Here is a 15,038-nt window from a genome sequence, read left to right as displayed (position 1 = left end):
CGCGGCGTCACCCGGGCGGGGCGCGGTGGACTGGGACCCTTAACCGGCAGGGTTGGCGCCGGCCGGCTCCGCCCCGACAATCCACCACGACCCCAACCAACTTCAAAGGAGCATGAGCAGTGCAAGCCAAGCCACGGGTCGTCAAGCGGCTCTATCGGCTCAGCGTCGAGCCTCGAGTCGTCGATCAGCTCGTCAGGATCGCTTCGCGAACCGGCGAGCCGAAGAGCCGCCTCGCCACCCGCCTGTTCACCGAAGCGGTCATGGCGGCCAGGCCACCCAGCAAGACGCCGGCGCGCTCCGCCCGGACGCCACCGGGGACGAGATCGACTCCGCCCGCGACCCGGCGGTCCGGCCGGCGTCGCCGGTGAGCTGATGGAGCCTCATTTGTAGCGCCGCCATCAATCCCAGGTTCATGATCGCTTCTGTGAAAGCGCTCCACGGCCGCGACTTCCTCGACATCGCCGACTTCGACCCCGATGAGCTCCGGCAGGTGCTCGACCTGGCGCACGCCATCAAAGCCGGCCGCTGGTCGGACCGGGCCCTGGCCGGCCGCCACATTGCCATGCTCTTCCAGAAACCCTCGCACCGCACCCGCGTCTCGTTCGAGGTCGGCATCGCCCGCCTCGGCGGCGCGACGACGACGCTGACGGAGCAAGAAGTCCAGCTCGGCGTCAGGGAGGCCATTGCCGACGCCGCCCGTGTCCTCGACCGCTACGTGGACGGCGCCGTCGCACGCCTCCGCAAGCACGACGACCTCCTCGAACTGGCGCGCTCGTCGGCCAAACCGGTGATCAACGGCCTCACCGACCATTCCCACCCCTGCCAGGTCCTCGCCGACCTGGTCACCCTCGAGGAGGCAAGAGGGCCGCTGGCCGGCCAGCGCGTCGTCTACATCGGCGACGGCAACAACGTCGTCACCTCACTGATCGAGGCATCCGCCCTCACCGGCTTTGCCCTGACGGTGGTCGGCCCGCCAGACTACCATCCAAGGGCCGCGGTACTGGAACGAGCGCGTAGCATCAGCTCGGGGACGCTCAAGGTCACGCTGACCGACACCGTCACCGCGCTGCCGGGGGCTCTCAAACAGCACCTGGAAGGTGCGAGCGCGATCTACACCGACGTATGGGCCTCGATGGGACAGGAAAGCGAGAAAGACGATAGGCGAGAGGCCTTCGCCCCCTACCAGGTCACCCAGGCGCTGATGGACGCCGCACCCGGGGCAATATTCATGCACTGCCTCCCGGCGCATCGCGGCGAGGAGGTGACCGACGAGGTCGTCGACGGCCCGCGCTCGGTCGTGTTCGATCAAGCCGGCAACCGCCTCTACGCGCAGATGGCGCTGCTGGCCTCCCTTTTCGGAGCGCCGGTGTGATCCAGCAGTTCTTCCTGCAGCTCGGCGAGGTGGTCCGGCACCTCGGCCTGGGCGAGGTCATCGACGTCGCCGTGGTCGCCTTCGTCCTCTACCAGGTGCTGCGGCTGCTCCGAGGCACGCAGGGCACGCAGATCCTGGTCGGGCTCGTCCTGCTCGCCGTCATCGGCGTCGTCGCCAGCCAGTTCAACCTCGTGCTGCTGACCTGGCTGTTCAAGAACGCCGCGTTCTTCATCGTGATCGCGGTCATCGTCATGTTCCAGCCCGAGCTGCGAAGGGCCCTCGACCAGCTCGGGCGCATCGGCCACATCGGCCGCCCGCTCTCCAACTACAACACGCGCCTCTACAGCCAGGCGATTTCCGAGGCCATCCGCGCCGCTGAGCGCCTGAGCGCGAGGCGTACGGGGGCGCTTATCGCGTTCGAGCGCGAGGTCGGGTTGGAGGATTACGCCGCCACCGGCGTGCGCATCAACGGCGACATCTCCGCGGAGGTCCTGCAGTCGATCTTCTATCCCAACTCGCCGCTGCACGACGGCGCCGTCATCGTGCGCGGGAATCGCATCATCGCCGCCGGCTGCCTCCTGCCGCTGCCCGAGGAGGGCTTCGTCAGAGAACGGCTCGGCACCCGGCACCGGGCGGCGCTTGGCCTGTCCCTGGCCTCGGACGCGCTAGTGCTCGTCGTCTCCGAGGAGACGGGGAACATCACCGTGATCGAAGAGGGCAAGATCACGCGGAACCTCGATGCGGACGGCCTTCGCCGCCGGGTGAGCGTCAAGGTGCCCTCGCCCGCCAACGGCAACGGCTTCCTGAGGTTCCGCAGGTGAACCTGATCACCGACGACTGGCGCCTGAAGCTGCTGGCCTTCGGGCTGGCGGTGCTGATGCTGGGGGCGGTCGCGTTCTCGCAAAACCCCTCCACCGTGATCACGCTCGACAAGGTCCCCATCGCCTACTCGGGCGGCCACGACCTCATCGTCATCAGCCCGCAGACGACGACGAAGGTCACCGTCACCGGCCTCGCTGATCTCCTCGCCTCCGTCACCTCGAGCAGCCTGGTCGCCTCGGTCGATCTGACCAAGGTCAACCCGGGCCCCAGCGTGCCGGTCAACATGACGGTCAGGTCGTTGGTCGCCGGCGTTCAGGTCCAGAACCCCGTCGTGCCCCTGGCGTTGAACATCGACCGCCTGACCTCGATCAAGCTCCCGGTGGACGTCGGGATCCAACGCGTGACGCCCGGTTGGCAGGTGACCAAGAAGGAGGCTCGTTGCCCGGATGAACCCTGCTCGGTCACCTTCACCGGTCCCTCCACCTGGGAGGCCAACCTGAGCGCGCATGCGGACTTCACCGATCCGGTCGAGAACAGCTCGTACGACGTCCTCACGCAGCCGGTCCTCCTGGTGCAAAACGGGTCACCGCTCGACCTGAGCCGGCACACGGTTCCAGGCTGGACGCTTGAACCCAGCAACGTGGCCATCCACATCGAAGCCAAGACCGGCACCACCAGCCGCCAGGTGGTGCTGATCGACTCGCCGCCCTCCCACGGCCCTCCGGCGGGCTACAGGGTCACCAACGTCGTCGTCAACCCGGTCACGGCCGTGATCAGCGGCGCCCCTGACGTGCTGGTCAAGATCACCACCATCACGCTGCCGCCGGTCGACCTGAGCAGCGCGACCTCGGACGCCACCTTCAAGATCAACATCCCCTACCCGGATGGGATCACCGGGCTGGTGGCGGTCGCCTCCGTGACCTATTCGATCTCGCGCAACCCCAATACCCAGCCCAGCCCGTCCCCGTAGCATCAGTAACCTGAGCGCCGCCGCGGCCGTTGAACCCAGCACGGTCGCCATCCCCGAATAGGAGTTCCAGCCCAAAGATATGTGCGGCATCATCGGCTACCTCGGCGATCGCGAGGCGACGCCCATCCTCATGGAGAGCCTCAAGCGACTCGAGTACCGCGGCTATGACTCAGCCGGCGTGGCGGTGCTGGAGAAGCCGGCCGGGAACGGTTCGGCCCACCTGACCAGCGTCACCAAGTCCGAGGCCAAGGTGGACACTCTCATCGAGAGGCTCACGGCCAACATGCCGACCGGGACGCTGGGCATCGGCCACACGCGCTGGGCGACGCACGGCAAGCCGACCTACGTCAACGCCCACCCGCACACGGACTGCCGCGGCCGCATCTTCGTCGTCCACAACGGCATCATCGAGAACTTCGCCGCGCTCAAGGCCGAGCTCCAGGCGGCCGGTCACGAGTTCACATCGGACACCGACACCGAGGTGGTCCCGCACCTGATCGAAGCCAACTATCGGGGCGACTTCCTGGCCGCGGTCCGCGCCGCTTTGAAACGCATCCACGGCGCCTACGCCCTGGCGATGTTCTCCACCGACGATCCGGACCTCCTGGTCGGCGCTCGCCTCAACGCGCCGCTGGTGGTCGGCTTGGGCGAGAACGAGTACTACATCGCCTCCGACATCACCGCGATCATCCCCTACACCAAGCGCGTGCTCGTGCTCGGCGAGGGCGAGGTGGCGGCGATCACACCTCTCGGCCCGGAGGTGTCCACCCTCGACGGCGTCAGCGTCGAACCCAAGCTCATCCACGTCGACTGGGATCTGAGCCAGGCGCAAAAGGGCGGCTACCGGCACTTCATGCTCAAAGAGATCCACGAGTCGCCGGAGGCCGTCGCCAACGCGATGCGCGGCCGGCTGAACGACGATGGCACCGTCTCGATCCGTGAGTTCGACGTCGACGACGACGACCTCCGCCGCCACCGGGAGGTGCTGCTGCTCGGCATGGGCACCTCGTTGCACGCGGCGATGATCGGCGAGTTCGTCATCGAGGATTGGGCCGGCATCCCGGCCCGCGCCGAGGACGCCTCAGAGTTTCGCTACCGCCGCCCGACCTTCGGTAAGGACACTCTGGGCGTGGTCGTCACCCAGTCCGGCGAGACGGCGGACACGCTCATCGGTCTCCACCAGGCCAAGGATCGTGGAGCCCTCACCGTCGCGGTCACCAACGTTGTCGCGAGCTCGGCCGCGCGCGATGCCGACGGCGCCATCTACCTGCATTCGGGACCCGAGATCGGGGTCGCATCGACGAAGACGTTTCTCGCCCACGTGGTCAGCCTGTACCTTCTCGGCCTGCGCCTGGCGACGGTCCACGGCCGCGTCTCGCTCGAGCGCCGTCACGAGCTGGTCGAAGCGCTACGGGCGCTGCCGGACCAGGTGCGCGGCGTCCTGGAACGCGAGCAGGAGATCGAGGCGATCGCGCACCGCTACTGCCGCTATCGCAACTTCATTTACACGGGCCGCGGTCTGGGTTACCCGGTGGCGTTGGAGGGCGCCCTCAAGCTGAAGGAGATCTCTTACGTCCACGCCGAGGGCACGACGGGCGGCGAGCTCAAGCACGGCCCGATCGCGCTGCTCGACGACAAATTCCCCGTCATCGCCGTCTGCACCGCGAGTTCGACCAAGGACAAGATGGTCAGCAACGTCCACGAGATCGTGGCGCGCGACGCGCCGGTGCTCGCGCTGGTGACCGAGGGCGACTACTCGCTGGACGGGGTGGCGACCGACGTCTTCACCATGCCGGCGGTGGAGGAGGCGTCGGCCGTGGTGCTGAACACAGTGATGCTGCAGCTGTTCGCCTACCACGTGGCGGTGAAGCTGGGCCAGAACGTCGACCAACCTCGCAACCTGGCGAAAAGCGTCACCGTCGAGTAGTCAGATGGCGAGGTGGAGTTGCCGCTCGCGCCGCTGAGAACGCACGACAATTGAGCTGATGCAACGAATCGGGGTCGACGCGGTTTCGGTGGCGCGGGTGGCCCTGGCGGTCAAGCGCTCCGGCCGCGGCTTCCTCAACAAGGTCTACACCCCCGCGGAGCAGGCCTACTGCGCCGGGGACGCCGAGCGCCTCGCGGGCCGCTGGGCGGCCAAGGAGGCCGTGATCAAGTGCTTCGACGGCACCAGCATCTGTTTCCCCCGCCGCCGCATCGAGGTCCTCCCCGGTCCCAACGGCGCCCCCAGGGCGCGCCTCCTCGGCAACGACCGCGGCGCCCGCGTCGAGGTCAGTATCACCCACCACAGCCGGCTCGCCGTCGCCACCGCCCATCTCGAGATGCCCGACCTCGTCGACAGTCTCCTGCCGGCGCCCGAACCCGTCCTCCTGCCTGAGCGTCCGCGGGACGCGCACAAAGGCACCTTCGGGACCGCCGTCGTCCTGGCCGGCAGCCTCGGCTTCACCGGCGCCGCCTATCTCGCGGCGACGGCCGCAGCCAGGACAGGTGCCGGGCTGGTCCGGCTTTTGGTCGCCGACTCCATCTACCCGATCCTCGCGGCCAAGTGCACGGAGGTGATGGCGACCCCGGTGACGGAGGTGGCGCCGGGCGCGATCGGTCACGCCGCCTACGACTCGATCCTGCGCCAACTGACAGGTGCCGAGGTGGGCGTCATCGGTCCCGGTCTGGGCCGCGACCGCTCGACCTGGCGCCTGGTGCTCGACCTCGCCGTGCACGCCAGGTGCCCGCTGGTGATCGACGCCGACGGGTTGAACGCCCTCGCCGACTCGCCGCGGGCGAAGGGCAAGCTCGGCAAGAACCGCGTCCTCACCCCGCATCCCGGCGAGATGGCGCGACTGATGGGTAGGACGATCGAGGCGATCGCCGCGGATCGCACCGCGGCGGCGCGCAAGGCGGCCAGGGAGTGGGGCGCGGTGGTCGTGCTCAAGGGCGCCCACACCGTGGTCGCCCATCCCGATGGCCGGTGCAACGAAGACCCACACGAGGTCCCGGCCCTGGCGAGCGGTGGCACGGGCGACGTGCTCTCCGGGATCATCGGCGGACTCATCGCCCAGGGCTCCGAGCCCTATGCCGCCGCCGTCTCCGGCGTCTACATCCATGCCGCGGCCGGCAGGCGGATCGCGCAGCGGCTGGGCGAGTCGGGCCTGCTGGCCAGCGACCTGCTGCTCGAGATCCCGCAGGTGATGAACGTGCTCCGCCAGGGCGGCCTTTAGGTTGCCGTGCGTGAGCGAGGAGCGGAGCCGACAACGACGCAGATGGGCCGCTCTGGGGGATGAGTTTCGGCGCAGCCGAAATTGCACCGCCCCGCAGGGGCGCTGCAACCCGCAAGGTATTTCTGGGTCGGTGCACTAGCTCTGGCGACCGCTCTACGCTGGGCTGAGGTCGACCTCGGCGCGGTGCGCGCCAACTGCGCACGCATCCTCGGCCACCTGCCCAAGGGCGCCCGCCTCTTCGCGGTCGTCAAGGCCGGTGGCTACGGCCATGGCGCGGTCGCCGTGGCCAGAGCAGCGCTGGACGGAGGCGCCACCGGGCTGGCCGTCGCGACCCTCGAGGAGGCCCGCGAGCTGAGCGGCCTCGTCCGCGCCGACCACATCGTCGTCATGGGTGGCCTTGTGCCCGGCCAGGCGAGCACGGCCGCGGCCATGGGGTGCAGCATCGGCGTCTCCAGCCGGGAGCTCGCGGCGGCGCTCGGCGCCACCGACGAGGTCGTTCCCGTCCATCTGAAGATCGATACCGGCTTGGGCCGCTTCGGCTGCAGCCCGGAGGAGGCCGCGTCGCTGGCCGGGTTCATCGAGGACTCGCCGGGTCTGCGCCTCGCGGGCACCTGGACCCACTTCGCCTCGTCGGAGTCGGATCCGGAGATGACGCGCCGCCAGTTCGACCTCTTCGTCGCCACGCTGGCCACGCTCGACGTGGATCCGGGGGTGCGCCACGCGTGCAACTCGGGGAGCGCCCTCCGCTATCCCGAGTACGCGTTTGACGGAGTGCGATGCGGCATCGCCATCTACGGCTGCGAGTGGCCCGGCATGCGCCCGGCGCTGGCACTGCGGTCGGTGGTCACGCACGTCAAGACCGTGAGCCAGGGCGACACCGTCGGCTACGGCGCGACCTGGCGCTCGCCGGGCAAGTCGCGGGTCGCGACTGTCGCCATCGGCTACGCCGACGGCGTCCTCCGTGCGCGTTCCAACCGCGGCGACGTCCTGGTCCGTGGGCGCCGCGCGCCGCTGATCGGTGTGGTGAGCATGGACGCGATCACCATCGACGTCACCGACGTGCCCGGGGTCGAGGTGGGGGACGTGGCGACTCTCATCGGCCGCCAGGGGGACGAGCGCATCACCGCCGAGGAGGTGGCCGGCTGGTCGGGCACCATCTCATACGAGGTCCTGACGTCGCTGGGCAACAGAGTCGAGAGGCGCTACGCCGCCGGGTAGATGACTCACCCCTCCACCGCTGGAGAGGTACCGTCGAAGCCGGAGAGGGGAGCTGGAGCGGCCGCCAACCGCCCTCAGGAATAAGCGGGCACCGCGCCGCGATTTCAAATCGCACAAGGCAGGTGTATTTAGACTGGCAGTACTGATGGCGGAAAGTCCCGCGCGAGTCGCCTTTGCGGACGAGGCATTGACCCATCTCGACACTTTGTATCGGGGCGCGCTCCGGCTCACGCGCGACCCCGACCAGGCCCAGGACCTCGTCCAGGAGGCCTACCTCCGCGCGCTGCGTTACCAGCACAGCTACCAGGCGGGCACGAACATGAAGGCCTGGCTGTTCGCGATCATGCGCAACCTCTTCTGGGACCGCTTCAAGGGCTCTCGCAAAGAGGACGTGAGCCTGGACGACGTCGGCGAGTTCATCCTGTACGAGAAGCTCCGCGACGAGGGGGCCAAGCCGGAGGCCGACGTCCTCGACAAGCTCGCCGCCAGCGAGGTCGTCAAGGCGGTCGAGCAGCTCCCGCCGCTCCACCGCGAGGTGGTGCTGCTGGTCGACGTCGAAGGCTTCTCCTACAAGGACGCCGCCCAGACGCTGGGGGTGCCGATCGGAACCGTCATGTCCCGCCTCCACCGTGCCCGGCAGCAGCTACAAAAATCCCTCTATGACTATGCGCTCGAATCCGGTATCGTCCGCGGCAACGGCACCAAGGAAGTGTCCCAGTGATGAACTGCAAGGACTGCTCGGAGAAGCTCGACCGCTACGTCGACCGTGAGCTGAACAGCACCGAGGTGCTGGAGTTGCAGCTCCATCTGGAGGGCTGCCCCGATTGTTCCGAACACTACGAGTTCCAGGCCCACCTGCAGCGGCTGGTGAGGCACTCCTGCGATTGCGACACCGCCCCGCCGGCGTTCAGGGAAAAGCTGCGCCAGATCCTCAGCTGAGCCGGCGGCTGGCCGCCGCCCGCCTCTACGTCATCACCCCGGACGGCCCGCCCGACGCCCTGGTGAAGCTGGCCGCCGCCGCTCTCCGCGGCGGCGCCGACGTGATCCAGCTTCGCCACAAGACGCTCGTCCGAGGTGAGCTGCTGGCGCTGGCGCGCAGACTCCGCGACCTGACCGCCGAATCCGGCGCTCTCTTCGTCGTCAACGACCACGTCGACCTGGCCGTGCTGAGCCGTGCCGACGCCGTGCACCTCGGCCCGGAAGACCTGACCGTCGCCTCGGCGCGCCGGGTCGCCGGTGACCGCTTGCTGATCGGCGCCTCCGCCTCGAGCCCGGCGGCCGCCCGCGCCGCCGTCGCCGATGGCGCCGACTACATCGGCAGCGGGCCGGCGTTCGCCACACCTCTCAAGACCACCAAGGAGGTCATCGGGCCTTTCGGTGTGGTCGCGGTCGCGGCGGCCGTCCCCGCCGTCCCGGTCTTCGCCATCGGCGGCATCGACGAGTCCAACATCGCCCAGGTGATCACGGCCGGCCTGCGGCGCGCGTGCGTGATCAGGGCGGTGGCGGATGCGCCCGACCCCGAACAGGCCACCCGGCGGCTGCGTGCCATGCTGGGCGCATGAAGGTCGACGGTATCGGCGAGCTCGGGTTGCTGCAACGGATCAGTGCCTATCTCACCACCGAGGGCTTTGAGATTCCGGCAGGCCTGGATGACGCCGCGGCCTGGAATGACCGCGGCCTCATCACCGTGGCGAGCTGTGACCTGGCGGTCGAGGGCGTCCACTTCGACCTCGATTGGATGACGGCCGAGGACGCAGGATGGCGCGCCCTCGCGCTGGCGCTCGGTGACCTCGCCGCCAAGGGCGCGACGCCCTGGTGGGCGCTGACGTCGGTCGCGGTGCCCAAGACCTGGGCGGTGGACGATTTCGAAGGCCTCTACAAGGGCATGGCCGCGCTCGCGCGCAAGACCGGGGTGATGATCGTCGGCGGCGACACGAGCTCCACCGACGGCCCGGCCGTCCTGTCGATCACCGTCGTGGGACGCACCGACGCGCTGCCGCTCGCCCGGTCGGAGGCCAGGCCGGGATGGTCGGTGGCGGTGACCGGTCCCCTGGGGGCGGCGTCGGTGGCGCTTGGTGAGCGCCGCCCGCTGCGCCTCGTGCCGCTGCTCGAGCAGGGCCGCCGGCTGAACCAGGCCGGGCTGTGCTGCGGCGATATCTCGGACGGGCTGCTGCGGGAGATGGAGAAGTTCGCGGCGTTCTCAGGCGCCGGGTGCGTCATCCGGGCGGCCGACGTGCCGGTGGCCGAGGGCGCCACCTTGGAGGAGGCACTGACCAGTGGGGAAGAGGCGGAGCTGGTCTGCGCCGGTCCCGAGGAGCTCATCCGAGCCGCCGGCCTGCGTCCGCTGGGCGTGCTCACCGCCGGCCCTGCCGTCACCGTGGTGGGCGCTGACGCCAAGCCGCTGCCGCTCAATCTGACAGGCTTCGATCACTTTGGGTGATCTCATCGCCGCTTCGCCGGCGGAAACCGAGGCCGCGGGCGAGCGCCTCGGCGGGCGCCTTCGCAAGGGCGACCTGGTGCTGTTGACGGGTGAGCTGGGCGCCGGGAAGACGACCTTCGTGCGCGGGGTGGCGCGCGGTGCGGGGTCGCCGGCGGCGGTGGCCAGCCCGACCTTTCAGCTCGTGCGCGTGTATCCCGGCCGGGTCCAGCTCGCCCATGTGGACCTGTACCGGCTGGAGTCGCCGGCCGAGCTCGCCGATCTCGGCCTGGACGAGCTGCTCGACGAGGGCGCCGTGCTCGTCGAGTGGGGCGATCGTCTCGAAGCCCCCGGCGCGGCGCGGATCGACATCGAGCACCTCGGCGGCGACCGGCGCCGCCTGCGCATCGAAAGAGACCTTCGCCGTTGATCTTCGTCATCGACACGTCCTCCGCCCGCTCCGCGCTGGCGCTGCTGGACCCGTCGGGCAAGGTGATCCACGAAGAGCTCCACGAGTCCGGGCGCACCTTCGACCTCCCGGCGCGCTTCCGCGAGCTGAGCGGCGGGCGGGCGGTGACCAAGGTTGCGGTGGCCACGGGCCCTGGCTCGTTCACCGGCCTGCGCGTTGGGGTTGCATTCGGCCTCGGCCTGGCCGTCGGCCTGGGGATACCGATCGTCCCCCTGGCCACGCTGCGCATCCAGGCGGCGCGGGGGCGCGAGCCGGTGCTGGCGGTCGCCGAGGCCGGGCGGGGGCGCGTCTACTTCCTGGCACCCGGCGCCGCACCGGGTCTCGCCGAGCCGCACGAGCTGCCCGGCGACCTGCCGGTCGTGGGCTGGTTGCGAGCCGCCACCGAGACGGCGTTGACGGCCGCCGGCCTGCACTTCCAGCGTGAGCAGGCGCTGCGATCTTTCGGCGCCGCCGCGTCGCGGCTGCTGGAGTCGGCACGCGAAGTTGCCTATGGTAGTCTCAGGCTCGAGTACATGCAGTCGTTCTCGGGGCGGGCGTGATGGTTCAGATCCGACAGCAGCTGGCCCTCGAGCTGATGCGCGAGGGCGACGTCGCCACAGTCCAGGAGATCGAGCGGGAGATCTTCGCGACGCCATGGCCGCGCAACGCCTACTACCGCGAGCTGGCCTCACGCGCCAGCGCGCACTACGTCGTGCTGCGGCAGGAGGGCCTGGTCGAGAAACCGGGCGGGTACAGGGCTCCGGACCTCGACGCCACGATCATCGGTTACGGCGGCATGTGGCGCATGTACGACGAGGCGCACGTGACCACCATCGGCGTGCGCCGGGACCTCCAGCATCGCGGCTACGGCCGCATCCTTTTCGCCGGCCTGGTGCAGGCGGCCTACGACATGGGCGCCAAGTGGGTGACGTTGGAGGTGCGAACCACCAACGACAACGCGATGCGCATGTACGAGTCCTTCGGCTTTAAGGTCATCGGCCGGCGCAAGGGCTACTACACCGACAATGGCGAAGACGCGATCGTGATGTGGTCCGACTCCATCCACTCGCCTCGATTCCGCAGGGCGTACGAGGCCAACCTGGAGCGCATCGAGGCCGACGTGCACGGCCTCCGCCGGGAGCTGATAACCAAATCCGATTGAGCACCTCCCCGAGCGGGGAGGGCGTTGATTCCATAGGTCACCTCGCCGCTGGCGGGGAAGGTGGCGCGTAGCGCCGGGTGGGGAGATGCAACAGCCGCTGACGCTGGGTATAGAGACGAGCTGCGACGAAACGTCCGTCGCGGTGGTCGCCGGCGGCCGCAAGATCCTCGCTAACGTCATCCACTCGCAGGTCGACCTGCATGCGGGCTTCGGCGGCGTGGTGCCGGAGCTTGCGGCGCGCGACCACCTGGAACGCCTGCCGCACCTGCTCGACCTCGCGCTCGAGCGCGCGGGCGCCAAGCCGGACGATGTCGACCTCATCGCGGTGACTCGCGGCCCGGGCCTCGCCGGATGCCTGCTGGTCGGGGTCGGCGTGGGGGAAGGCCTGGCGGCGGCGTGGTCGCGACCGCTCACGGGCGTGAACCATCTCTGGGGCCATATCTACGCCGCGATGCTCACCCGCCCCGACCTGGAGCCTCCGCTCCTCGGACTGGTGGTCAGCGGCGCGCATTCGGACCTGGTCCGCATGCCGGAGCACGGCCGGTTCGAGGTCATGGGCCGCACCCGCGACGACGCGGCAGGCGAGGCCTTCGACAAGGCGGCGCGCATGCTCGGCCTGGGTTACCCGGGCGGCGCCGCGCTCGACCGGCTGGCGAGGACCGGCGACCCGCGCCGCCAACCTCTGCCGCGACCTTCTCTCAAAGGGTTGGAGTACAGCTTCAGCGGCCTCAAGACCGCGCTGCTCTATCGCCTCCGCGACCTGGGTGACGCAGCCGGTCCGCAGGTCAAGGCGGACCTGGCGGCTGCGTTCGAGCAGTCGGTGGTGGAGTCATTGCTGGAGAAGCTGGACACCGCTTTGAGCGAGTCACCCTGCCCGGAGGTGGTCGTGTGCGGGGGCGTGGCGGCCAACACGCTCCTGCGCAAGCGGGCGGCGGAGGTGGTCGGCGGCCGCGCTCGCCTCACCATGCCGCCGCTGGACCTGTGCACCGACAACGCCGCCATGATCGCCGCCGCCGGCCACTACTCCGGCCAGGTCCTGGGTCCGCAACCGGCGACGGTCGACCCCTCTCTCAGCTGGTAGCGTGCCTGCCCGTGGGGGAGGGCTGGGATGAGGGGCTTAAGCTGGTACCACGGTGGGAGTCAAGGGCTGGCAGGTGGTGTTCCGGGGCGAGCGTCTCCAGGCCGATCTGCTGGCCGCGGTCCTGGAGGCCAACGGCCTCCGGGTCGAGGTCTTCGGCGACCACGCGTACTCTTATGCCGTCAATTTCACCGAGGCCCAGGTCCTGGTCCCCGACGACCAGGCCACGGCCGCCCGCCGGCTCATCCGCGAGGCCGACGCCAGGCCCGCCGAGCCGGACGTTTAGCCCCCCAAGGCGGCGGGTAGTACAATTGGCACTCGACCCTTCCGAGTGCTAAGCGCTCGGAAATGGGGGATGCCGAAACCACCAAATTGCTGAGGAGGGCGCAGATGAACTTGAGGCCGCTGGGCGACCGCGTAGTGGTCAAGCCGGTCGAGAAAGAGGAGAAGACCAAGAGCGGGATCGTGCTTCCGGACACCGCCAAGGAGAAGCCCCAGGAGGGCATCGTCGAGGCTGTGGGGACCGGCAGGATCCTGGACAACGGCACCAAGGTGCCGATGGAGCTCAAGGTCGGTGACAAGGTCCTCTACGCGAAGTACGCCGGCAACGAATTCAAGCTCGACGAGGTCGAGTACCTGATCGTCTCGGAGAAGGACGTGCTCGCTGTGGTCGCGTCCAACGGCAAGAAGCACTAAGGCATAGAGGGGAGATATATGGCGAAGACAGTCACATTCGACGTAGAAGCGAGGCAGGCCCTCAAGAAGGGCATCGACATCGTCGCCTCGTCCGTGCGCATCACGCTCGGCCCCAAGGGCCGCAACGTGGTCCTGGAGAAGAAGTTCGGCGCCCCGACCGTCACCAATGACGGTGTGACGATCGTGCGTGAGATCGAGCTCAAGGACCCCATGGAGAACACCGGCGCGCAGCTGCTGCGCGAGGTCGCGACCAAGACCAACGACGTGGCCGGTGACGGCACCACCACGGCGACGCTGCTGGCGCAGACCATGATCAACGAAGGCTTCCGCAACGTCACCGCGGGCGCCAACCCGATGCAGCTGAAGCTCGGAATCGAGAAGGCCGTCGAGGCCGTCGTCGAGGAGATCAAGAAGCTGTCCGTGCCCGTCAAGGGCCACGAGGACGTCGCGCACGTGGCGGCGATCTCGAGCCAGAGCGAGCAGATCGGCAATCTCATCGCCGACGCGATGGACAAGGTCGGCAAGGACGGCGTGATCACCGTCGAGGACAACCAGGCCGTGGCGACCGAGCTCGAAGTGGTCGAGGGCATGCAGTTCGACCGCGGCTACGTTGCCGCGTACATGGTCACCAACCCGGACCGGATGGAGGCCGTGCTCGAGGAGCCGTTCGTGCTCATCACGGACCGCAAGATCTCCTCGATCCAGGACCTGCTCCCGGTGCTCGAGCGCGTGGTCCAGCAGGGCAAGCCGCTGCTGATCGTGGCCGAGGACGTCGAGGGTGAGGCACTCGCCACGCTCGTCGTCAACAAGCTGCGCGGGACGTTCACCGCGGTCGCCGTCAAGGCGCCCGGCTTCGGTGACCGCCGCAAGGCGATGCTCGAGGACATGGCCATCCTGACCGGCGGCCAGGTCATCTCGGAGGACCTCGGTCTCAAGCTCGACCAGACCAAGCTCGAGCAGCTGGGCAAGGCCCGCCGCGTCACCGTCACCAAGGACGACACCACCATCGTCGAAGGCGCGGGCAAGCCCGAGGCGATCCAGGCTCGGATCAAGGCGATCAAGAACCAGGTGGAGGACACGACCTCTGACTTCGACAAGGAGAAGCTGCAGGAGCGGCTGGCCAAGCTCGCCGGCGGTGTCGCCGTGATCAAGGTCGGAGCCGCCACCGAGGTGGAGCAGAAGGAGAAGAAGCACCGCATCGAGGACGCGCTCAGCGCGACCAAGGCGGCGGTGGAAGAGGGCATCGTCGCCGGCGGTGGCACCGTGCTGCTGAACGCGCAGAAGAAGCTCGACGGCGGACTCGGCCTCAAGGAAGACCAGCTGACCGGGGTCAACATCGTCCGCAAGGCGCTCGAGGAGCCGGTCAAGCAGATCTGCTTGAACTCCGGCAAGGAGGGCTCCGTCATCATCGAGGAAATCCGCAAGGGCAAGACCGGCCACGGATACGACGCCCTGAACGACAAGTACGTCGACATGTTCGCCGCAGGGATCGTCGACCCGGCCAAGGTCACGCGTTCGGCGCTTCAGAACGCGGCCTCGATCGCAGCGATGGTGCTCACCACCGAGGCGATGGTGACCGAGATCCCCGAAGAGAAGAGGGGCGGCGGCATGCCGGGTGGCATGTCCCCCGACATGATGTAG

At 68.8% G+C, this 15,038-nt stretch carries 17 protein-coding genes and 1 pseudogene; all 18 read left to right on the top strand.

The genetic code is table 11. The features are described from left to right. Positions 1-119 precede the first annotated feature (119 nt). The 18 genes and pseudogenes from EPN29_08475 (at position 120) to groL (ending at position 15,038) form a co-directional block, all read left to right on the top strand. On the top strand, positions 120-368 hold the full coding sequence (locus EPN29_08475) for a hypothetical protein (GenBank protein TAN32208.1): 249 nt from the start codon (positions 120-122) through the stop codon (positions 366-368). Between the two features lie 47 nt (positions 369-415). Beyond that, complete coding sequence (argF, locus tag EPN29_08470; protein ID TAN32473.1) at positions 416-1,372, top strand: ornithine carbamoyltransferase; 957 nt, start codon at positions 416-418, stop codon at positions 1,370-1,372. Continuing rightward, positions 1,369-2,193, top strand: a complete 825-nt coding sequence (locus EPN29_08465; GenBank protein TAN32207.1) for a TIGR00159 family protein — start codon at positions 1,369-1,371, stop codon at positions 2,191-2,193. The genes argF and EPN29_08465 overlap by 4 nt, the downstream gene beginning before the upstream one ends. Further along, entirely contained in the window at positions 2,190-3,164 is a 975-nt protein-coding gene (locus EPN29_08460) for a hypothetical protein (protein ID TAN32206.1), read from the top strand. The genes EPN29_08465 and EPN29_08460 overlap by 4 nt, the downstream gene beginning before the upstream one ends. A gap of 79 nt (positions 3,165-3,243) precedes the next feature. After that, complete coding sequence (gene glmS, locus EPN29_08455) at positions 3,244-5,091, top strand: glutamine--fructose-6-phosphate transaminase (isomerizing) (GenBank protein ID TAN32205.1); 1,848 nt, start codon at positions 3,244-3,246, stop codon at positions 5,089-5,091. A gap of 58 nt (positions 5,092-5,149) precedes the next feature. Then, a complete protein-coding gene (locus EPN29_08450; GenBank protein ID TAN32204.1) occupies positions 5,150-6,379 on the top strand; it encodes an NAD(P)H-hydrate dehydratase in 1,230 nt (409 codons plus the stop codon). Between the two features lie 81 nt (positions 6,380-6,460). After that, complete coding sequence (gene alr / locus EPN29_08445; protein TAN32203.1) at positions 6,461-7,597, top strand: alanine racemase; 1,137 nt, start codon at positions 6,461-6,463, stop codon at positions 7,595-7,597. Positions 7,598-7,742: 145 nt separating this feature from the next. Then, a complete protein-coding gene (locus EPN29_08440) occupies positions 7,743-8,318 on the top strand; it encodes a sigma-70 family RNA polymerase sigma factor (GenBank protein TAN32202.1) in 576 nt (191 codons plus the stop codon). Beyond that, complete coding sequence (locus EPN29_08435) at positions 8,318-8,536, top strand: mycothiol system anti-sigma-R factor (protein ID TAN32201.1); 219 nt, start codon at positions 8,318-8,320, stop codon at positions 8,534-8,536. The genes EPN29_08440 and EPN29_08435 overlap by 1 nt, the downstream gene beginning before the upstream one ends. Further along, positions 8,413-9,159, top strand: coding sequence for a thiamine phosphate synthase (thiE, locus tag EPN29_08430; protein ID TAN32200.1), 747 nt, complete (start codon positions 8,413-8,415; stop codon positions 9,157-9,159). Before EPN29_08435 ends, thiE begins: the two co-directional genes overlap by 124 nt. Further along, positions 9,156-10,037, top strand: coding sequence for a thiamine-monophosphate kinase (locus EPN29_08425; protein ID TAN32199.1), 882 nt, complete (start codon positions 9,156-9,158; stop codon positions 10,035-10,037). Before thiE ends, EPN29_08425 begins: the two co-directional genes overlap by 4 nt. After that, positions 10,024-10,443: a tRNA (adenosine(37)-N6)-threonylcarbamoyltransferase complex ATPase subunit type 1 TsaE gene (gene tsaE / locus EPN29_08420; GenBank protein ID TAN32198.1), complete on the top strand. Its 420-nt coding sequence runs from the start codon at positions 10,024-10,026 to the stop codon at positions 10,441-10,443. The genes EPN29_08425 and tsaE overlap by 14 nt, the downstream gene beginning before the upstream one ends. Next, entirely contained in the window at positions 10,341-11,021 is a 681-nt protein-coding gene (tsaB, locus tag EPN29_08415) for a tRNA (adenosine(37)-N6)-threonylcarbamoyltransferase complex dimerization subunit type 1 TsaB (GenBank protein TAN32197.1), read from the top strand. The genes tsaE and tsaB overlap by 103 nt, the downstream gene beginning before the upstream one ends. Next, on the top strand, positions 11,021-11,623 hold the full coding sequence (gene rimI / locus EPN29_08410; protein TAN32196.1) for a ribosomal-protein-alanine N-acetyltransferase: 603 nt from the start codon (positions 11,021-11,023) through the stop codon (positions 11,621-11,623). The genes tsaB and rimI overlap by 1 nt, the downstream gene beginning before the upstream one ends. Before the next feature lie 85 nt (positions 11,624-11,708). After that, positions 11,709-12,735, top strand: a pseudogene (tsaD, locus tag EPN29_08405) (tRNA (adenosine(37)-N6)-threonylcarbamoyltransferase complex transferase subunit TsaD). 21 nt (positions 12,736-12,756) lie between these two features. Then, a complete protein-coding gene (locus EPN29_08400) occupies positions 12,757-12,987 on the top strand; it encodes a hypothetical protein (protein TAN32195.1) in 231 nt (76 codons plus the stop codon). A gap of 104 nt (positions 12,988-13,091) precedes the next feature. Further along, positions 13,092-13,397 carry a co-chaperone GroES gene (locus EPN29_08395; GenBank protein TAN32194.1) on the top strand — a complete coding sequence of 102 codons (306 nt, stop codon included), beginning with the start codon at positions 13,092-13,094 and terminating at the stop codon, positions 13,395-13,397. A gap of 18 nt (positions 13,398-13,415) precedes the next feature. Continuing rightward, entirely contained in the window at positions 13,416-15,038 is a 1,623-nt protein-coding gene (gene groL, locus EPN29_08390) for a chaperonin GroEL (GenBank protein ID TAN32193.1), read from the top strand.

Source organism: bacterium (assembly GCA_004299235.1).
GTDB lineage: Bacteria > Chloroflexota > Dormibacteria > Dormibacterales > Dormibacteraceae > SCQL01.
Note: the sequence above shows the minus strand (reverse complement) of the source record. Positions and strands in the feature narration are given on the sequence as shown.